Here is a 19,502-nt window from a genome sequence, read left to right as displayed (position 1 = left end):
ACTCCATGCCGAGTGCTCTCCCGATCGCCGATCCAGCACCAGCAGACGGCCTGATCACCCCGTGGGCGGCAGCGGGCTCCGCTGCCGGGCCGGGGGCTGCTCCCACCGCCGGTGACGTGCCCTTCGGCGTGTACGTGCACGTGCCGTTCTGCCGCGTGCGCTGCGGCTACTGCGACTTCAACACCTACACGGCGTCGGAGCTCCGCGGCGTCCGTCGCGACGACTACGCCGGCCACGCCGTGCGCGAGATCGAGTGGGCCGCGACCGTGCTCGATCGTTCTGGTGTGCCGCGGCGGCCGGTGTCGACCGTCTTCTTCGGCGGCGGCACCCCGACCATGCTGCCGGCGTCCGACCTGGCGATGATCCTCCGTGCGATCGACGACACCTGGGGCATCCTGCCCGGGGCCGAGGTCACCACCGAGGCGAACCCGGACTCGGTCGACGCGGCGTCGCTCGAGACCCTGCGGGCCGGCGGCTTCAACCGGATCAGCTACGGCATGCAGTCCGCCGTGCCGCACGTGCTCGCCACGCTCGACCGCACGCACGACCCGCTCCGGGTCCCCGTCGTCGTCGACCTCGCGAAGCAGCAGGGACTCGACGTCTCGCTCGACCTCATCTACTCGACGCCGGGGGAGTCTCTCGCCGACTGGCGGACCTCGCTCGACGCCGCGATCGCCTGCGAGCCCGACCACGTGTCGGCGTACTCGCTCATCGTCGAGGACGGCACCGCGATGGGCCGCATGGTCGCCCGCGGTGAGCTCCCCGCCCCCGACGACGACCTGGCCGCCGACATGTACGAGCTCGCCGACGAGGTGCTCGGCGACGCGGGCTACTCCTGGTACGAGGTGTCGAACTGGGCGCGCGGCGACGCGCACGCGAGTCGCCACAACCTGTCCTACTGGAAGGGCCACGACTGGTGGGGCGTCGGACCCGGAGCCCACTCCGCCGTCGCCGGCACGCGCTGGTGGAACGTCAAGCACCCGGCCGCGTACGCGAACCGGGTGCTGTCGGGGGAGTCGCCGGCCGCCGGCCGCGAGACCATCGACGACGAGACGCGGTACGTCGAGCGACTGCTGCTGGCGGCGCGGGTCCGCGGGGAGCTCGCGACGAGCGAGATCCGCCAGGAGGCCCGTGGCCGGGTCGCCGGCCTCATCGCACGCGGACTCGTGGACGGGTCGGCCGCGGTGCGGGGACGGATCGACCTGACCCTGCAGGGTCGCCTGCTCGCCGACGCGGTGGTGCGGGAGCTGCTCGACTGAGGGGAGTGCGCACTGCTTGGTGCGCACTGCGTGCCGCTGCCGCTACTGCTTGATGAACTCGATCGAGAGCGGGTAGCGGTAGAACTGGCCCTGGTTCGCGGCGACCGCCGCCATGATGCTGAAGATCAGCGACACGATCGCAGCGGCGAGGATGATCAGGAACCCGACGCCGAACACCGAGGTGAGCGAACCGACGAAGTACGCGATCGCCATCGTGATGTGGAAGTTCAGGGCGACCCGGGTGTGCTCCCGGATGAAGCCGCCTCGATCGCGGAGGACCAGGTAGGCGACGAGCGGCGCGACGACGGTGAAGAAGATGCCACCGATGTGCGTCAGCGTGGCCCACAGGCGCTGGTCCTCCGGGCTCATCGGCTGGGGCGGGGTGTAGCCGGCGGGGTACTGCGGCCCGCCAGGGTACTGGGTCCCGCCGGGCTGCTGGGGGCCACCGGGGCCGTGGCCGTACGGGCCGCCGGGCTGCTCGGGTCCGGGGCCGTCGGGCTGCTGTCCGTAGGTCATGGCGGAAGCGTATCGGCCGACCGCCCGGAAGTCCCGGGCCGTCAGCGGTCGGGCGTAGGATCAGCAGTCGACACGTCCGAGTGCCAGGTCGATCGGGAAAGGAGGCGCTCGTGGTCAGTGAACGCAGCCTCGAGGTCCTCAAGGCCATCGTGCGCGACTACGTGGCGTCGCGTGAACCCGTCGGGTCGAAGACCATCGTCGAGCGACACGCCTTCGGGGTCAGTGCCGCCACGATCCGCAACGACATGGCCCTGCTCGAGGACGAGCAGCTGATCGCCGCACCGCACACCTCGTCCGGGCGCGTGCCGACCGACAAGGGGTACCGCGTCTTCGTGGACCACCTGGCGGGTGCCCGTCCGCTCTCCAGCGCGCAGCGGCACGCCATCGAGACCTTCCTCGGCGCCCCGAACGACCTCGACGAGGTCCTCGGGCGCACCGTCCGGCTGCTCAGCCAGCTCACCAACCAGGTCGCCCTGGTGCAGTACCCCTCGATGGTGCGCGCCCGGGTGCAGCACGTCGAGCTCGTCCGGCTCGGTGACGCCCGGTTGATGGTGGTGCTCATCACCGACACCGCCCGCGTCGAACAGCGCGTGGTCGAGACCGACGTCCCGCTCGACGAGGACTCGTTGGGCGAACTCCGCACCGTGGTGAACGGCGCGACGGTGGGGCTCCTGCTGCAGGACGTCCCGACCGCGCTCCGAGCCGTGCCGCAGCAGCTCCGCCCCGACGCCCAGACGCTCGGCGGGGTCGTCGTCGCCACGCTCATCGAGCAGGTCGCGGCGAACCGGCAGGACCGCCTGCTGATGGCCGGTGCGGCCAACCTGGCGAAGAGCGAGCAGGACTTCTCCGGCGGCCTCTTCCCGGTGCTCGAAGCGATCGAGGAACAAGTCACCCTGCTCCGCTTGTTCGGGGAGATGCAGGTGGACGACATCGCGGTGGCGGCCAGCATCGGCGTCGAGAACGCCGAGTACGGACTCGACGCCACGAGCATCGTCGCCGGCGGCTACCTGGCCGGTGGCGAGGTGGCCCGACTGGGCGTCCTCGGACCGACCCGCATGGACTACGGCACGAACATGGCCGCCGTCCGCGCCGTCGCCCGCTACCTGTCCAAGCTCCTGGGCGAACACTGACCAACCGACCGAACCCAACCGACTGAGGGATACGTGGCAGACCACTACGACGTCCTCGGCGTCCAGCGAGACGCCTCCGATGCCGACATCAAGAAGGCCTACCGCCGCCTGGCGCGTGAGCTCCACCCGGACGTGAACCCGGCACCCGACGCCGCCGAGCGCTTCAAGGACGTGACGCACGCGTACGACGTGCTGAGCGACCCCGAGCAGCGACGCCGGTACGACGCCGGCCCGCAGGCCGACAGCCCCTTCGGCGGTGGCGCCGGCGGCTTCAGCGACATCTTCGACGCCTTCTTCGGCGGCGGCGGTGGCGGCGGCCGTGGCTCGGGCCCGCGCAGCCGTGCCGAGCGCGGTCAGGACGCCCTGCTCCGCATCGAGGTCGACCTCGACGAGGTCGTCTTCGGCACCCACAAGGACGTCGAGGTCGACACGGCGGTGCTGTGCGAGACCTGCCACGGTTCCTGCTGCGCACCGGGCACCAGCCCGCGCACGTGCGACATCTGCGGCGGCTCCGGGCACATCCAGCGCCAGGTCCGTTCGCTCCTGGGCAACGTGGTGACGAGCGCCCCGTGCGGCACGTGCCGCGGCTACGGCACCGTCATCCCGAGCCCCTGCCCGACCTGCCAGGGTCAGGGCCGCGTCCGCGCACGTCGCACCGTGCCGGTGGACGTCCCCGCGGGCGTCGACTCCGGCCTGCGCCTCCAGATGCCCGGCCAGGGCGAGGTCGGTCCGGCGGGCGGTCCGTCCGGCGACCTGTACCTCGAGATCCGTGTACGCCACGACGACGTCTTCAGCCGTGACGGCGACGACCTGCTGGCGACGCTCGAGGTCGGCATGACCGACGCCGTCCTCGGCACGACCACCACGATCGACGGCCTCGACGGTCCGGTCGAGCTCGAGATCCGTCCCGGCGTGCAGAGCGCCGACGTCCTCGTCATCAAGGACCGCGGCATCACGAAGCTGCGCGGGAACGGCCGCGGTGACCTGCGGGTCGGCGTGCAGGTCGTCACCCCGACCAAGCTGTCCCACAAGGAACGACAGCTGGTCGAGCAGCTCGCGAAGTCGCACAAGACCACCGCCCCGCAGCTCGCCCGGTTCCAGCAGGGCATGTTCGGCAAGCTCCGCGACCGGTTCTTCAACCACTGATGGCGTCGCTGTACCTCGTCGACTCGCTGGACGGCGTCGCCGTCGGTGACCCGGTGTCGCTCGACGGCGCCGAGGGCCGGCACGCGGTCTCCGTCGCGCGCGTCCGGGTCGGCGAGGTCCTGCGGATCGCCGACGGTCGGGGCACCGTGGTGTCCGGTCCCGTCACCACGCTCGGCAAGGACACGCTGGAGCTCGCGGTCGAGACCGTCGAGCACCAGGATGCACCGCGCCCGTCGCTGACCCTCGTGCAGGCCCTGGCGAAGGGCGGCCGCGACGAGATGGCGGTGCAGGCGGCGACCGAGATCGGCGTCGACCGGGTCGTGCCGTGGTCGGCCGCGCGCAGCGTGTCCCGGTGGGACGGCGCGAAGGTCGAGAAGGGCCGTGCCCGGTGGGCAGCGATCGCGCACGAGGCCGCGAAGCAGGCGATCCGTCCGCGCGTGCCCGTCGTCGCGCCGCTGGTGACGACCGGACAGCTCGTGTCCGCGCTCGGGGAGGGGACCGCCCTCGTCCTGCTCGACCCGACCGCGACCGTGCGACTCGCCACCTGGGCACCCCCGACGGACGCCGAGGACATCGCACTCGTGGTCGGCCCCGAAGGCGGCATCGACGGCGCCGAGCTCGACCGGCTCGAGGCCGCGGGTGCCGTGCGGGTCCGACTCGGTGACAGCGTGCTCCGCACGTCCACCGCCGGACCGGCGGCACTCGCTGTCCTGCAGGCGCGACTGGGCCGCTGGTGAGCCGGACCACGCCGTCGGGCGCGTCCTACGATGGAGCCATGAGCAGCAGCACGCCCAGCGTCTTCTCCAAGATCATCGCGCGCGAGATCCCGGCGACCATCGTCGCCGAGGACGACCGTGTGATCGCGATCGAGGACATCGCCCCGAAGGCTCCCGTCCACGTGCTCGTCGTCCCCAAGACCGAGCAGTACGCGAACGTCGGCGAACTCGCAGCGGGCGACCCCGACCTGCTGGCCCACGTCGTCGCCACCGCGCAGCGCATCGCCGACGAGCGCGCCGACGGCCAGTTCCGACTCGTCTTCAACACCGGCGAAGCCGCCGGTCAGACCGTGTTCCACGTGCACGCGCACGTACTCGCAGGTGAACTGCAGGAAGGCACCCTTGCCGGTTAACGAACCAGTACAGCCCACCGCCGCCGACGACGAACCCGTCTCGGTCTCGCTCCAGGTCGACGGCATCGCCATGGTGCAGCTGCTCGGCCCCCAGGACCGTCTGCTCAAGACGGTCGAGCGCCAGTACCCGGGCGTCCGGGTCGTCGTCCGTGGCAACGAGGTCACGCTGACCGGGCCCGAGCGCGACGTCGCCCGCGCGAAGGCGCTCGTCGACGAGCTCGTCGGCATGGTCAGGCGTGGGCAGGAGATCGGCCCGGCCGACATCCCGATGTCGGCACGGATCCTCGACGACGACCGCAAGCCGTCCGACACCTTCGGCACCCCGATCGTGTCGAGCCGCGGCAAGTCCGTGCGGCCGAAGACGGACGGGCAGCGTGCCTACGTCGACGCCATCGACGAGCACACCATCACGTTCGGCATCGGTCCGGCCGGTACCGGCAAGACGTACCTGGCGATGGCCAAGGCCGTGCAGGCGCTGCAGCGGCGCGAGGTCACCCGGATCATCCTCACCCGTCCCGCGGTCGAGGCCGGCGAGCGGCTCGGCTTCCTGCCGGGCACGCTGACCGACAAGATCGACCCGTACCTGCGCCCGCTGTACGACGCCCTGAACGAGATGATGGACCCGGAGCTGGTCCCGAAGCTCCTGGCGGCCGGCACCGTCGAGGTCGCCCCGTTGGCGTACATGCGCGGCCGGACGCTCAACGACTCCTTCGTGGTGCTCGACGAGGCGCAGAACACCACGCCCGAGCAGATGAAGATGTTCCTGACCCGCCTCGGGTTCGGTTCGAAGATGGTCATCACGGGCGACATCACCCAGGTCGACCTGCCGGGCAACGTCTCCGGTCTCCGGCTCGTGACCCGCATCCTCGACGAGGTCGAGGACATCCACTTCGCCCGTCTCGGCAGCGAGGACGTGGTCCGCCACACCCTCGTCGGCCGGATCGTCGACGCCTACACGGTCTACGACGAGGAGCGCCTCGCCGAGCAGGCCGGGCAGCGCCCCGGTGGCCGTGGCACCGCCCCGGTCGGCAACCCCGACGGCGCCAACCGCGCCGAACGCCGTGGGCGCCCGCCGCAGGACCGCGCACGACCCCCGTACCCCCAGAACGACGCCCGAGGAGGCACCCGGTGAGCATCGAGCTCAACAACGAGTCCGGCGTCGAGGTGGACGAGGCCGCGATCCAGCGGCTCGCCGCCTTCGCCCTGGACGCGATGCACGTCCACGCCGATGCGGAGCTCGCGATCGTGCTGGTCGACGAGGGCGCGATGGAGCAGCTGCACGTGCGGTGGATGGACGAGCCCGGTCCGACGGACGTCCTGAGCTTCCCGATGGACGAACTGCGTCCCGGCACCGAGGACGACCCCACGCCGGCCGGGCTGCTGGGCGACATCGTGCTCTGCCCGCAGGTGGCCGAGGAGCAGGCGAAGACCGCCGGGCACTCGAGCACCGACGAGATGCTGCTGCTCACCTGCCACGGCATCCTGCACCTGCTCGGCTTCGACCACGCCGAGCCCGACGAGAAGGCCGAGATGTTCGGCATCCAGGGCGAGATCCTGACCGCCTTCGCCGCCCAGCACCGAGGGCGGTAGCCGGTGGTCGTCGTCGCCGGACTCCTCGCGGTGGCGCTGGGGCTCGTCGTGCTCGGCGGACTCCTCGCCGCGAGCGACGCCGCGCTCTCGGTGGTCTCCCGTGCCGACCTCGAGGAGATCGCCAGGGGCAACAAGCGCCGCCGCGCCATCGAGGCGATCGCGGACGACGTCGGGGCGCACGTCAACGCGCTGAACTTCTTCCGCGTCCTCGCCGAGACCGCGGCCGCGGTGCTCGTGACGATCGCCCTCGTGCGCGCCTTCGACAGCTGGTGGCTCGCACTCGTGCTCTCGGCCGCGATCATGACCGCGGTGTCGTTCGTGCTGGTCGGGTCGAGCCCGCGCAGCGTCGGACGCGCCCACGCCGAGCGGTTGATCGGTGCGACCGGCGGCATCGTCCGTGGGGTCCGCATCGTGCTCGGTCCGCTGGCCGGGCTGCTCGTCCGGATCGGCGACCGGGTCACCCCCGGCCGCGGCCGGAGCGCCTCCACCGTGTCGAGCGAGGAGCAGCTGCTCTCGCTCGTCGACGAGGCCACCGAGAGCAACGTGCTCGAGGACGAGGACCGCGAGCTCATCCACTCGGTGTTCGAGTTCAGCGACACCCTGGTGCGCGAGGTCATGGTGCCCCGCACGGACATGCTCACCGTCGACGGAGCCGAGACGCTCGCCGCGGCCATGGAGCAGTTCCTGGCCGCCGGGGTGTCCCGGATGCCGGTGACCGGCAAGGACAGCGACGACGTGCGGGGCGTGCTCTACCTGCGCGACGTCGCACGGTCGCTGTACGAACGACCAGCGTCCCGCAGCGAGCGGGTCAGCCGGCTGCTGCGGCCCGCCGAGTTCGTGCCGGAGTCGAAGCACGCCGACGACACCCTGCGGCACATGCAGGTCGCCAAGAACCACCTGGTGCTGGTGGTCGACGAGTACGGCGGAGTCGCCGGGCTCGTGACCATGGAGGACCTCATCGAAGAGCTCGTCGGGGACATCTCCGACGAGTACGACCGCGCCGTCGTCGACCGGACCGAGGTCGAACCGGGCATCTGGCGGATCTCCGCCCGACTGCCGATCGACGAGCTCGGCGACCTGTTCGGCATCGAGCTCGACGACGACGACGTCGACACCGCCGGTGGCCTGCTCACCAAGGAGCTCGGACACCTGGCCGTCTCCGGCGACACCGTCACCGTGTCCGGGGTCGTCCTGACCGCCGACCGGGTCGAGGGCAAGCGCCGCCACCTCATCACCGTGCTCGCCGAGCGCACCCACGCCCTGGCCGACGTCGAGGACGCCTTCGACGACGCCGAACCCACCACGACGGGAACCACGCACGCATGACCGACACCGACACCACCCAGGCCGGCTCGGAGAAGCCCTACCGCGCGGGCTTCGTCTCGTTCGTCGGCCGTCCGAACGTCGGCAAGTCGACGCTGACCAACGCCCTGGTGGGTGAGAAGGTCGCCATCACCTCGTCGAAGCCGCAGACCACCCGGCGCGCCATCCGCGGGATCGTGCACCGGCCCGACGGCCAGGTGATCATCGTCGACACCCCGGGCGTGCACCGTCCGCGCACCCTGCTCGGCGAACGGCTCAACGACCTCGTGCAGTCCACCCTCGGCGACGTCGACGTGATCGGGTTCTGCGTGCCGGCGAACGAGCCCGTCGGTCCCGGTGACCGGTTCATCAACGACACGCTCGACCAGTACCCGCGCGCCAAGAAGATCGCGATCGTCACCAAGATCGACAGCGCCTCCAAGGACCGCGTCGGCGAGCAGCTGCTGGCCGTCTCGAAGCTCCGCGACTGGGACGCCGTGGTGCCGACCTCGGGCACCCGGGGCATGCAGCTCGAAGACCTGCTCGGCGTCGTCACGAGCCTGCTGCCCGAGTCGCCGCAGCTGTACGACTCGAGCGCGGTGACCGAGGAGACCGACGAGGAGCGCATCGGCGAGCTCATCCGCGAGGCCGCGCTCGAGGGCGTCCGCGACGAGCTGCCGCACTCGCTCGCCGTGGTCATCGAGGACATCGTCGAGCCCGACGCCGACGAGGACCCCGACGGCCCCCTGCGCATCTTCGCGAACCTGTTCGTCGAGCGGGACAGCCAGAAGGCGATCGTCATCGGACACAAGGGCGAGCGCCTGAAGGACGTCGGTTCGCGGGCCCGCGTCGAGATCGAGTCGCTGCTCGGGGGCCGGCACGTCTACCTGAACATCCGCGTGAAGGTGGCCAAGGAGTGGCAGCGTGACCCGAAGCAGCTCGGACGCCTCGGCTTCTGACCGTCCGCCGTTCGCACCCCGGGTCATCCGGGCGAGGGACGCGGGGACGAGCGGCCCGCCGTACCGTGGACGGGTGTTCCGTCCCATGCTGCGCGCGCAGGTCATCACCGACCTGCTGATCGCCGTGCTGCTCGGCGGCCTCGTGCTGGTCGCCAGCGGGCGCGGGATCGACGGGCCGTCGTCCGTGGTCACCGTCGTCGGGATGACCGCCGCCCTGGCACTCCGGCGCCTGTCACCCGGGCTCGCCCTGGCCGTGGCGTGGGTGTTCGCGGTCTTCGAGATGGTCACCCTGCAGGTACCGGACGTGTCGAACGCGTTCATCGCCGGCGTCATGTACACGACGAGTGCGTACGGCAGCCGCCGTGTTCGGCTGGCCGGGCTCGTGTCGGCGATCGTCGGGTCCGTGGCCGCGGCCGCGTACATGGGCTTCGACGACTACCAGAACCGGCTCACCTACGAGACCGCCTCCACGCCGCTGCAGGAGTCCCTGCAGGTCACGCTCTCGTTCTTCGCCGTCGTCCTGCTCCTGCTGCTGCTGCCGTGGCTCGCCGGACTCGTGGTCCGGACCCGTCGTTCGGCGAGCATGAGTCGCGAGGCCCAGCTGCTCGCCGAACGTGACGCCGCGCGGGCCGACCGGGCCGTCGCGGTCGAGCAGGAGCGCGTGCGGATCGCCCGCGACATGCACGACATCGTCGCGCACTCGCTCGCGGTGGTCATCGCGCAGTCCGACGGTGCCCGGTACGCCCTGAAGGCCGACCCCGCCGTCGCCGACCAGGCCCTGAGCACCATCTCGGCCACGGCCCGCCGAGCCCTCGGCGACGTGCGGGAACTCCTCGGCGCGCTCCGGCACGAGCAGGGGACGGCGCCGACGCCCGAGATCGACGACATCGACCGGCTCGTCGACGAGATGCGGCAGCTCGGGCTCGACGTGCGCGTGGAACGCGAGGGCGACCCCGCCGGGCTGCCCACCACCACGCAACTCGCGGTCTACCGGATCGTCCAGGAGAGCCTGACGAACGCGTACAAGCACGGAGAGCCCGGCAGCCCGGTGCGTGCCGCCCTGACCTACCGGCCGGACACCGTCGAGATCGCCGTCGTGAACCGCCGTGCCGACGACGGCGTCCGCGGCCCCGGCACGGGCCACGGTCTGGTCGGCATGCGCGAGCGCGCCGTGATGACCGGCGGCACCATGACCGCCGGGGCCCGAGGGGACGACTTCGCGGTCGCCGTCCGGATGCCGACCGTCCCGGCCAGCGGGCAGATGCCCCGCGGCCGGATCACCCCGACCGAGCAGGAGCGCAGCACCCGATGACCACGATCCCGACCGACGAGCACTCGATCCGCGTCGCCCTCGTCGACGACCAGGCGCTGTTCCGCACCGGCATCCGGATGCTCATCGACTCGCAGCCCGACCTGCGGTTCGTGGGCGAGGCGGGCGACGGTGCCGAGGGGGTCGAACTCGTCCGGCGGACCCGTCCCGACGTGGTGCTCATGGACGTCCGGATGCCCGTGATGGACGGCATCACGGCGACCGGTCACATCGTCGAGCAGTCCGGCACCGACGGCGCGAAGGTCCTCGTGCTGACCACGTTCGACTTCGACGAGGCCGCTGCCAAGGCCATCCGCGCCGGTGCGAGCGGCTTCGTGCTCAAGGACGCCGACCCCGAGTTCCTGCTCGCGGCGGTCCGGACCGTGCACGCCGGCACCGCGGTGTTCGCCGCGTCGGCCACGCGGGAGCTCCTGCGCCGGTACGACGACTCGGTCGGCCGCGCCGCCGCCGTCCCCGCGGCCTTCGCCGACCTCACCCCGCGTGAGCGCGAGATCTTCGACCTGGCCGCCCGGGGGTTCAGCAACAGCGAGATCGCCCAGCACGAGTACGTCAGTGAGGCGACCGTGAAGACGCACATCTCGCGGGTCCTGACGAAGCTCGAACTCCGCGACCGGGTGCGGCTCGTCGTCTTCGCCCACGAACACGGGCTCGTCACCAAGGCCGACTGAGGCCGGGTCATCCGCGGGGATGACCCCTCCACAGGCAACCGAGCCGAGCGGACGATCCACAGGAGCCGACCGGGCGACGCGGGACAGGACCGCTGACCGTCATCGTGGATGCATGACCACGAGCCACGCCCCGATCATCCGCCTCGACCACGTGTCCAAGCACTACGGCGACGACGCCCGACGTGTGACCGCGCTCGACGACGTCAGCGTCGACATCGGCGCGGGGGAGTTCACCGCGGTGATGGGCCCGTCCGGGTCCGGCAAGTCGACGCTCATGCACGTCGCGGCCGGCCTCGACGCCGTGTCCACCGGTCGGATCCAGATCGACGGCGTCGACATCACGGCCCTGGGCGACAAGGACCTCACCGAGCTGCGTCGTCGTCGGCTGGGCTTCGTGTTCCAGTCGTTCAACCTCGTCCCGACGCTGGACGTCAGCGAGAACATCCGGCTGCCGTTCCTGCTCGGTGGGCACAAGCCCTCGCGTGAGGAGACCGCCTGGATCGACCGGCTGGTCGAGATGCTCGGGCTCGGCAACCGGCTGACCCACCGTCCGCACCAGCTCTCCGGCGGGCAGCAGCAGCGCGTCGCCATCGCACGGGCGCTCGCTTCGCGGCCGGCGGTGGTCGTCGCCGACGAACCGACCGGCGCGCTCGACTCCCGCACGGGGCGCGACGTGCTCGCGATCCTCCGCGGTGCCGTCCAGGAGTGGGGCCAGAGCGTCGTCATGGTCACGCACGACCCGGTGGCGGCCGCGAACGCCGACCGGATCCTGTTCCTGGCCGACGGCCGGATCGTCGCCGACCGCCCCGCGATGGACGCCGGCGCGATCTCCACGACGATGCTCGGGATGGAGGCAGCAGCGTGAACGGCGTCCGCTCCTTCGCCCCCACCGTCCTGGTCGCCGCCCTCGGCACCACGTTCGGTTCAGCCCTCGTCATCGCGCCGGGGATCGTGACCGAGGCGCTCCGAGCCGCCGGGGTCGCCGACCTCGGCCCGATCAAGGCGATCCTGTCGGTGGTCGGGTGGCTGTTCCTCGGCATCGCGCTCTACGTCGGCGCGATCGTCACCGCGAACACCTGCGCCACCCTGATCGCCGGGCAGACCCGGATCATCGCCCTGCAGCGGCTGGTCGGCGCGACCGGTGCGACCCTGCGGGCGCGGATCACCCGCACCGGCCTGGTGGTCGGCGTGCTCGGCGGCGTCGTCGGCGCCGTCGTGGGGACCGCGCTCTCGGCCCTGTTCGTCATCGTCCTGCGGGGCAACGGGGTCCTGCCCGACGCCGAGTACACGTACGTGCCGTGGGAGCTCGTCCTGCCGGTCGTGGCCGTCGTCCTCGCCACCTGGGGGGCCTTCGCTGCCGGGTCGCGCCGCGTGCTCACCGTCACCCCGCTCGAAGCGCTGTCGTCGTCCGTCGAGCCGAGCCACGACGACGTCCGGTCCGGCACGGCCCGCAAGGTCTGGTCGATCGTGCTCATGGCCGGCGGCGCGGTGCTCATGCTGCTCGGGCTCGCGGTGAGCTCGCTGTCCCCGGTCGCGGTCCTGCCGGCGGCGCTCGGCGGGTTCGTGTCCTTCGCGGGGGTCGCCGTGGGGGCGACGACCGTGATGCCGCCCGTGCTGCAGCTCATCGGCCGCATCGGCTCGCACGACCCCGTCGTCCTGCTCGCCGGACGGAACGCGATGCGGGCGCCGGGACGGTCCTCGCGGGCGACCATCGGGCTCGTCATCGGCGTCACCCTGCTCGTCACCTTCGCGGTCGCGCTCGGCATCATGCAGCACGTGCTCGAGACCGAGATGCGCGCCATGAGCGCGGGGAGCGCCACCCCCGAGATGATCGAGGCGCAGCGCGACCTCTTCGTGCAGATCAACGCCGTCGTCAGCGTGATCGTCGGCTTCTCCGCCGTGATCGCCGCCGTCGGGGTCGTCAACGCCCTGGCGCTCGGGGTGCTCCAGCGTCGACGCGAACTCGGGCTGCTGCGGGTGCTCGGCCTGACCGGTGCGCAGGTCCGACGGATGATCGTGACCGAGGCCGTGCAGATGGTCGTCGCGGCCGTCGTCGCGGGGCTCGCACTCGGCACGCTGTACGGCTGGGTCGGCGGGCAGACCCTGCTCGGCTCGCTCGGGACGCCCGTGGCGCCGGTGCTGCCGCCGCTGACCATCGGCATCGTCGTGATCGGCGCACTGGTCCTGGCGGTCGTCGCCACCATCGCCCCGGTACGGCGCGCGATGCGCGTCCCGCCGACCGAGGCCCTCGCGGTCGACTGACCCGTCGCCCTGGTCGCACCACTCGACGACACGGGAGGCCCGGTGCCAGCTGGCACCGGGCCTCCCGTCCGTCGTGGGGTCGCGCCGACGTGCCCTGCCCGGCCCGGCCACGCCGCTCCCGTCCGCCGAGGTGTCACGAACCGTCGTCCAGACGCGGGCCGGGCGACACAACGTGACCACTGGGCGACCGGCCCGCGGCATGTCGCGACCACTCGGCACCCCACTCGGCGCCCCGTTCGACGGCGCCGGGCAGTCCCACGTCACACGCTTGCGCCCGCCCGCTGCTCCGGTGCTACCGTGGGTCCCGATGTACTCGGCACTCCTCCTCCTTCGCTGCCGCGACGAGGCCTGACACTCCGGCCCACCTCGTCGCGGAGTCCGTCGTGGCCGCACCACAACAGCTCACGAACACGCGACGAAAGCGAAGAACGATGCAGAACACCCAGCAGCCCTCCGGGATGCCGATCCACAAGTACGTCCCGTTCCACGAGCAGATCAGCGTCGACCTGCCGGACCGCACCTGGCCCACGAAGCGCATCGACAAGGCACCGCGCTGGTGTGCGGTCGACCTGCGTGACGGCAACCAGGCCCTCATCGACCCGATGGACGCCGAGCGCAAGCGGGCGATGTTCGACCTCCTCGTCCGGATGGGCTACAAGGAGATCGAGGTCGGGTTCCCGAGCGCCTCGCAGACCGACTTCGACTTCGTCCGGTCGCTGATCGACGAGGGCGCGATCCCCGACGACGTCACCATCCAGGTGCTGACCCAGGCGCGCGAGCACCTCATCCAGCGCACCTACGAGGCGATCGACGGCGCGAAGCAGGCCATCGTCCACCTGTACAACTCGACGAGCATCGTGCAGCGCGAGGTCGTCTTCCGCACCGACGTGCAGGGCGTGGTGGACATCGCGGTCACCGGCGCGAAGCTCTGCAAGGCCGCCGAGGCGACGCTGCAGCACGACACGACGATCTACTACGAGTACTCGCCGGAGTCCTACACGGGCACCGAACTCGAGGTCGCACTGGAGATCTGCAACGCCGTCCTCGAGGTCTTCGAGCCGACGCCCGAGCGCAAGGTCATCATCAACCTGCCCGCCACCGTCGAGATGGCCACGCCGAACGTCTACGCCGATTCGATCGAGTGGATGTCCCGCCGCCTCGCCCACCGCGAGGACGTCATCCTGTCGCTCCACCCGCACAACGACCGCGGCACCGCGGTCGCGGCCGCCGAGCTCGGCTACATGGCCGGCGCCGACCGCATCGAGGGCTGCCTGTTCGGCAACGGTGAGCGCACCGGCAACGTGGACCTGGTCGCCCTCGGCATGAACCTGTTCACCCAGGGGATCGACCCGGAGATCTCGTTCGCCGACATCGACCAGGTGAAGCGCACCGTCGAGTACTGCAACCAGCTGCCGGTGCCCGAGCGCCAGCCGTGGGCGGGCGACCTCGTGTACACGGCGTTCAGCGGCTCGCACCAGGACGCCATCAACAAGGGCTTCGAGGCGATGAAGGCCAAGGCCGCCGCCGCGGGCAAGGACATCGACGAGATCGAGTGGGCGGTGCCGTACCTGCCCGTCGACCCGAAGGACATCGGCCGCTCGTACGAGGCCGTCATCCGTGTCAACTCGCAGTCCGGCAAGGGCGGTGTGGCCTACCTGCTCAAGACCGACCACGCCCTCGACCTGCCCCGCAAGCTGCAGATCGAGTTCTCCGGCGTCGTGCAGCGGCACACCGACACCGAGGGCGGCGAGTTCTCGTCGCAGCGCATCTGGGACGTGTTCCAGGACGAGTACCTGCCGGCGTCGATCGACGACGAGAAGTGGGGCCGGTACGAGCTCACCAAGACGGCGACGTCGAGCGACTTCGAGGGAACGACCTCGCTGTCCGTGGCGCTCCGGGTCGACGAGGGTGCGGTCACGGCCGAGGCCGTCGGCACCGGTCCCATCGACGCGTTCCTGAAGGTGCTCGCCGAGCAGGGCGTCCAGGTCACGCTGTACGACTACTCGGAGCACACGATGAGCGCCTCCGGTGACGCGAAGGCCGCGTCCTACGTCGAGCTCGACGTCGACGGCGTGCGTCTGTGGGGCGTCGGCATCGACGCCGACATCTCGACGGCGTCGCTCAAGGCGATCGTGTCCGCGGTGAACCGCGCGGTGCGCGCGGGCGCCGCGGCCGGTGCCGACGCGCCGGAGCTCGTCTCCGCCTGAGACGCAACCAGGCCTGGAGGCGCGGTGCGGGTCCGTCCCGCACTGCGCCTCCTGTCTGTGCCCGGTCTTTCCCCCGTCACGCGCGATGGCAGGTCGAATCGGGCGTACCTGGTCGTTTCTTCCGACCAGGTACGCCCGATTCCACTCGGTACGCCCGGGCCCCGCCCGCACCGCACGCGGCTGTCGGCGGGGCGGGGGATACTGGGGGCATGCCGCTGTACCGGGACGAGTGCGTCGTGTTGCGCACCCACAAGCTCGGTGAAGCCGACCGCATCGTCACGATGCTCTCGCGGCAGCACGGCAAGATCCGTGCCGTGGCCAAGGGCGTGCGACGAACGGCGTCGAAGTTCGGCAGCCGGCTCGAGCCGTTCATGGTCGTGGACGCCCAGTTCTACGAGGGCCGGTCGCTCGACATCGTCACCCAGGCGGAGTCCCTCGGCGCGTACGGAGCCCAGATCGTCGCCGACTACGGCGCGTACACCGCGGCCAGCGCCATGGTCGAGACCGCCGACCGACTGAGCGAGGCCGACGCCGGGCTGCAGCAGTACCTGTTGCTCGTCGGGGCGCTGCGCTCGTTGTCGCGCGGGGAGCACCAGTCCAGCGCGACCCTCGACTCGTACCTGCTCCGCGCGATGAGCATCGCGGGGTGGGCCCCCTCGTTCAGCGACTGTGCGGTGACGGGGGAGCCCGGCCCGCACTCGGCGTTCGTGGTGCAGCTCGGTGGTGTCGTCGCCGACCGTGCGGCACCCCCGGGGACCCCGCGGCTCGACCCGGCGACGCTCGGGGTGCTCGGCTCCCTGCTCGCCGGCGACTGGGCGACGGTCGACGCCACCGACGAGCGGACACGTTCGCGGGCCTCCGGCGTGGTCGCGGCCTACGCCCAGTGGCACCTGGAACGATCGCTCCGGTCCCTGCCGCACGTCGACCGCTCCGAGCACCCGATGCCGGTGCCGCAGACCCACGGCGGACCCGAGGCGACAGCACGTGCGGTGGCCTCGACCCCGGCACCCGCCGTGCCCGAGCCCGACCCTGATCCCGCTGTCGAAGGAGCCCCCACCGCATGAGCCCCCGCCGCCCCGACGACGTCGAACCGTTCCGCCCGATCGACTGGACCGGCGAGACGCCCCCGGCGATCCCGGCCCGGTTCGTGCCGGAGCACGTGGCCATCGTCATGGACGGCAACGGCCGGTGGGCGAACGGCCGCGGGCTGACCCGGATCGAGGGGCACAAGGCGGGCGAGGCCTCACTGCTCGACGTCGTCGCCGGGGCGATCCAGATCGGCGTCGGGCACGTGTCGGCGTACGCGTTCTCGACCGAGAACTGGAAGCGCTCCCCGGAAGAGGTCCGGTTCCTGATGGGCTTCAACCGCGACGTCATCCGCCGTCGCCGTGACCAGCTGCACCAGTGGGGCGTCAAGGTGCGGTGGGCAGGCCGGCGTCCGCGGCTGTGGCGGAGCGTCATCGACGAGCTCGAGACCGCCGAGCGGATGACCGCGGGCAACGACGTCCTGACGCTGACGATGTGCGTGAACTACGGCGGCCGGAACGAGATCGTCGACGCCGTGCGGGGCATGGCCGAGGACGTCGCAGCCGGTCGCCTGAAGCCGAGCCAGGTCACCGAGAAGGCCCTGGCGAAGCGGCTGTACGTGCCCGAGATGCCCGACGTCGACCTGTTCCTCCGGAGTTCGGGGGAGCAGCGCACGAGCAACTTCCTGCTGTGGCAGTCCGCCTACGCCGAGATGGTGTTCCTCGACCGGCTCTGGCCGGACTTCCGTCGCACGGACCTGTGGGGTGCGATCGAGGAGTACGCCAGCCGCGACCGACGCTACGGCGGCGCGGTCGACACCCCGACGGCCTAGCCCGAGCCCAAGCCCAAGCCCAAGCCCAAGCCCGAGCCCGAGCCCAAGCCCCCGAGCCCGGCCCGTCAGCCCGGCAGCGGGCCCTCGAGCAGGTGGGCCGCGGAGCGCACCGCGTCGAGCGCCGCACGGACGCTCGGCACCCGCTCGGCGCCGCGGGCGACGACGACCTCGACACGCCGGGCCAGCTCGTCGTCCACGGGGTCGATCGCGACACCGGCGGGGATGACCGTCGTCGCGAGAGCCAGCCGGGGGAGCAGCGCCACCCCGAGCCCGGCGGCGACGAGTCCCACCACCGCGGCGGCGTTGTCCGTCTCGAGCACGATGTCCGGCGTGAACCCCGCGCTCGCGCACGAGGCGAGCAGGTGCCCACGGCACCGCGGGCAGCCCCCGATCCACCGGGCGTCGTGGTGGGACGCGAGGTCCACGACGGTGGAGCCGGCGGTGCGGAGTCGCTCAGAGCCTCCTGGCTCGACCGGCGTCACCAGCGCGAGCGGGTCGCGACCGAGCGCCCGGGTGACGAGGCCCGGGTCCGGGGTGGTCCCGACCTCGTCGCCGACGTAGGTGAAGGTGAGGGCGACGTCGACCTCGCCACCGCGCAGCAGGTCGAGTGCCTCGGGCGGCTCGACCTCGACGTACGAGGTCGTCACGCCGGGCGCCGTCGCGGCGAGCCGGGCGAGCACGGCGGGCACCAGGGCGGAGGACGCGCTCGGGAACCCGGCGAGTCGCACCCGGCCACGGCTGAGTCCGCCGACGGCGTCGAGGTCCTCGCGCGCCGCGGTCAGGGCGGCCTGCACGTGCAGGGCGTGGTCGGCGAGCACCTGGCCGGCGTGGGTGAGCGTGGCCCCGCGTCCGCCGCGCAGCACCAGCGCGTGCCCGAGACGCTGCTCGGCCCGGGCCAGCAGCTGGCTGACGGCCGGCTGGCTCGACCCGAGTGCGGCGGCAGCGCGGGTGATCGACCCGCCGTCGGCCACGGCACGCAGGACCAGGAGCAACTGGGGATCGATCTCGTCCATCATCCGATGTTATCGGTGGCACAACGGATCGGCCCTGGTGTGATGGGTCGGGAACCGGGACGCTGTCCGCATGGACTCCTTCCCCGCCGGCCGCGGCTACCTGGCGGCGTGCACCGCGGGCCTGCCGACCCGCGGCACCCTCGCCGCCCAGCGCGCCGACCTCGACGCGTGGTCGCGGGCCGAGACGTCGCCCGCCCGGTACGGCGCGCTGGTCGAGCAGGGACGTGCGCTCTTCGCCGCGCTGGTCGGCGTCCCGGCGGAGCGCGTCGCGACGGGCTCGCAGACCTCGGTGATGGCCGCGGTCGTCGCCGACGCGCTGCCGGACGGCGCCGAGGTGGTCGTCCCCGACGGCGACTTCAGCTCGGTCGTCTTCCCGTTCCTCGCCCAGGCACACCGCGGCGTCCGGGTCCGGAGCGTCCCGCTGGACCGGCTCGCCGCCTCGGTCGGGCCCGACACCGCCCTCGTCGCGTGGTCCGCGGTGCAGTCCGCCACCGGCGTGGTCACCGACCCCGACCCGGTCGTGGCCGCCGCCCGACGTGTCGGAGCCCTGACCCTCTGCGACCTCACGCAGGCCGCCGGCGTCCTGCCCGTCGACGCCGCCCCGTTCGACGTGACGCTCACGCACACCTACAAGTGGCTCTGCGCTCCGCGCGGCGTCGCGTTCATGACGCTCTCCGACACCGCCCTCGGCCGGCTCCGCCCGGTGCAGGCCGGCTGGTACGCGGGAGCGGACGTGTGGTCCTCCTGCTACGGCCCCGCCATGCACCTGGCCGACGACGCGCGGCGCTTCGACGTCTCGCCGGCCTGGCAGGCGTGGCCCGGTGCCGTGGCCGCGCTCGAGCACGCGGTCGCGCTCGACCAGCAGGCGGTCTGGAGGCACGCCACCGGTCTCGCGGATCGGCTGTGCGACGCCCTCGGGTCGCCTCGGCAGGGTGACGGGCAGGCGATCGTGACGTTCGCGGACGCCGACGGGTCGGCCCTCCGGGCCCTCACCGCCGCGGGGCTCACCGCCTCGGGGCGTGCCGGGCGACTGCGCATCGCGTTCCACCTGTGGAACGACGAGTCCGACGTGACCGACGTCGTGGCCGCACTGGGCGGGGTGGGGCCGGCCACGTCGGCGAGGTGAGCGGGGA

The 19,502-nt window shown here is 72.0% G+C and carries 19 protein-coding genes; 17 read left to right on the top strand and 2 right to left on the bottom strand.

Annotated features, from left to right (window positions below):
• The first annotated feature begins 5 nt into the window (after window positions 1-5).
• Window positions 6-1,259, top strand: a complete 1,254-nt coding sequence (hemW, locus tag DEJ06_RS09455) for a radical SAM family heme chaperone HemW (RefSeq protein ID WP_111039167.1) — start codon at window positions 6-8, stop codon at window positions 1,257-1,259.
• A gap of 42 nt (window positions 1,260-1,301) precedes the next feature.
• Here the strand turns inward: hemW and DEJ06_RS09450 are convergent, their stop codons facing one another.
• Window positions 1,302-1,775 carry a DUF4870 domain-containing protein gene (locus DEJ06_RS09450; RefSeq protein ID WP_309146906.1) on the bottom strand — a complete coding sequence of 158 codons (474 nt, stop codon included), beginning with the start codon at window positions 1,773-1,775 and terminating at the stop codon, window positions 1,302-1,304.
• 110 nt (window positions 1,776-1,885) lie between these two features.
• Here DEJ06_RS09450 and hrcA point away from each other — a divergent pair, with 110 nt between their 5' ends.
• The 15 genes from hrcA to DEJ06_RS09375 all read left to right on the top strand — a co-directional run bounded on the left by hrcA (window position 1,886) and on the right by DEJ06_RS09375 (window position 17,356).
• Window positions 1,886-2,905, top strand: a complete 1,020-nt coding sequence (hrcA, locus tag DEJ06_RS09445; RefSeq protein ID WP_027465308.1) for a heat-inducible transcriptional repressor HrcA — start codon at window positions 1,886-1,888, stop codon at window positions 2,903-2,905.
• A gap of 33 nt (window positions 2,906-2,938) precedes the next feature.
• On the top strand, window positions 2,939-4,051 hold the full coding sequence (gene dnaJ, locus DEJ06_RS09440) for a molecular chaperone DnaJ (protein WP_017886671.1): 1,113 nt from the start codon (window positions 2,939-2,941) through the stop codon (window positions 4,049-4,051).
• A complete protein-coding gene (locus tag DEJ06_RS09435; RefSeq protein ID WP_111039127.1) occupies window positions 4,051-4,788 on the top strand; it encodes a 16S rRNA (uracil(1498)-N(3))-methyltransferase in 738 nt (245 codons plus the stop codon). The genes dnaJ and DEJ06_RS09435 overlap by 1 nt, the downstream gene beginning before the upstream one ends.
• Before the next feature lie 38 nt (window positions 4,789-4,826).
• Complete coding sequence (locus tag DEJ06_RS09430) at window positions 4,827-5,180, top strand: histidine triad nucleotide-binding protein (protein WP_027465310.1); 354 nt, start codon at window positions 4,827-4,829, stop codon at window positions 5,178-5,180.
• Window positions 5,170-6,312: a PhoH family protein gene (locus tag DEJ06_RS09425; RefSeq protein WP_111039126.1), complete on the top strand. Its 1,143-nt coding sequence runs from the start codon at window positions 5,170-5,172 to the stop codon at window positions 6,310-6,312. Before DEJ06_RS09430 ends, DEJ06_RS09425 begins: the two co-directional genes overlap by 11 nt.
• Window positions 6,309-6,770 carry an rRNA maturation RNase YbeY gene (ybeY, locus tag DEJ06_RS09420; RefSeq protein WP_017886675.1) on the top strand — a complete coding sequence of 154 codons (462 nt, stop codon included), beginning with the start codon at window positions 6,309-6,311 and terminating at the stop codon, window positions 6,768-6,770. Before DEJ06_RS09425 ends, ybeY begins: the two co-directional genes overlap by 4 nt.
• Window positions 6,771-6,773: 3 nt before the next feature.
• The gene (locus tag DEJ06_RS09415; protein WP_110864648.1) at window positions 6,774-8,096 is read left to right on the top strand and encodes a hemolysin family protein; all 1,323 of its coding nucleotides are present in this window, start codon (window positions 6,774-6,776) and stop codon (window positions 8,094-8,096) included.
• Window positions 8,093-9,031, top strand: coding sequence for a GTPase Era (gene era, locus DEJ06_RS09410; RefSeq protein WP_111039125.1), 939 nt, complete (start codon window positions 8,093-8,095; stop codon window positions 9,029-9,031). Before DEJ06_RS09415 ends, era begins: the two co-directional genes overlap by 4 nt.
• Window positions 9,032-9,104: 73 nt before the next feature.
• Entirely contained in the window at window positions 9,105-10,343 is a 1,239-nt protein-coding gene (locus DEJ06_RS09405; protein ID WP_146245822.1) for a sensor histidine kinase, read from the top strand.
• The gene (locus tag DEJ06_RS09400; RefSeq protein ID WP_035808237.1) at window positions 10,340-11,029 is read left to right on the top strand and encodes a response regulator transcription factor; all 690 of its coding nucleotides are present in this window, start codon (window positions 10,340-10,342) and stop codon (window positions 11,027-11,029) included. The genes DEJ06_RS09405 and DEJ06_RS09400 overlap by 4 nt, the downstream gene beginning before the upstream one ends.
• Before the next feature lie 112 nt (window positions 11,030-11,141).
• Entirely contained in the window at window positions 11,142-11,894 is a 753-nt protein-coding gene (locus tag DEJ06_RS09395) for an ABC transporter ATP-binding protein (RefSeq protein ID WP_111023148.1), read from the top strand.
• Window positions 11,891-13,291 carry an ABC transporter permease gene (locus DEJ06_RS09390; RefSeq protein ID WP_111039123.1) on the top strand — a complete coding sequence of 467 codons (1,401 nt, stop codon included), beginning with the start codon at window positions 11,891-11,893 and terminating at the stop codon, window positions 13,289-13,291. Before DEJ06_RS09395 ends, DEJ06_RS09390 begins: the two co-directional genes overlap by 4 nt.
• 431 nt (window positions 13,292-13,722) lie before the next feature.
• Complete coding sequence (gene leuA, locus DEJ06_RS09385) at window positions 13,723-15,498, top strand: 2-isopropylmalate synthase (protein WP_071405366.1); 1,776 nt, start codon at window positions 13,723-13,725, stop codon at window positions 15,496-15,498.
• A 209-nt stretch (window positions 15,499-15,707) separates the two neighbouring features.
• Window positions 15,708-16,562: a DNA repair protein RecO gene (gene recO / locus DEJ06_RS09380; RefSeq protein WP_027465318.1), complete on the top strand. Its 855-nt coding sequence runs from the start codon at window positions 15,708-15,710 to the stop codon at window positions 16,560-16,562.
• A complete protein-coding gene (locus DEJ06_RS09375) occupies window positions 16,559-17,356 on the top strand; it encodes an isoprenyl transferase (RefSeq protein WP_071251399.1) in 798 nt (265 codons plus the stop codon). Before recO ends, DEJ06_RS09375 begins: the two co-directional genes overlap by 4 nt.
• A 65-nt stretch (window positions 17,357-17,421) precedes the next feature.
• Here the strand turns inward: DEJ06_RS09375 and DEJ06_RS09365 are convergent, their stop codons facing one another.
• Complete coding sequence (locus tag DEJ06_RS09365; RefSeq protein ID WP_258372480.1) at window positions 17,422-18,369, bottom strand: LysR family transcriptional regulator; 948 nt, start codon at window positions 18,367-18,369, stop codon at window positions 17,422-17,424.
• A 70-nt stretch (window positions 18,370-18,439) separates the two neighbouring features.
• Between DEJ06_RS09365 and DEJ06_RS09360 the strand changes: the two genes are divergently transcribed.
• Window positions 18,440-19,495, top strand: a complete 1,056-nt coding sequence (locus DEJ06_RS09360) for an aminotransferase class V-fold PLP-dependent enzyme (protein WP_111039121.1) — start codon at window positions 18,440-18,442, stop codon at window positions 19,493-19,495.
• The last annotated feature ends 7 nt before the right edge of the window (window positions 19,496-19,502 follow it).

The organism is Curtobacterium sp. MCLR17_051 (genome assembly GCF_003234395.1).
Classification (GTDB): domain Bacteria; phylum Actinomycetota; class Actinomycetes; order Actinomycetales; family Microbacteriaceae; genus Curtobacterium; species Curtobacterium flaccumfaciens.
Note: the sequence above shows the minus strand (reverse complement) of the source record. Positions and strands in the feature narration are given on the sequence as shown.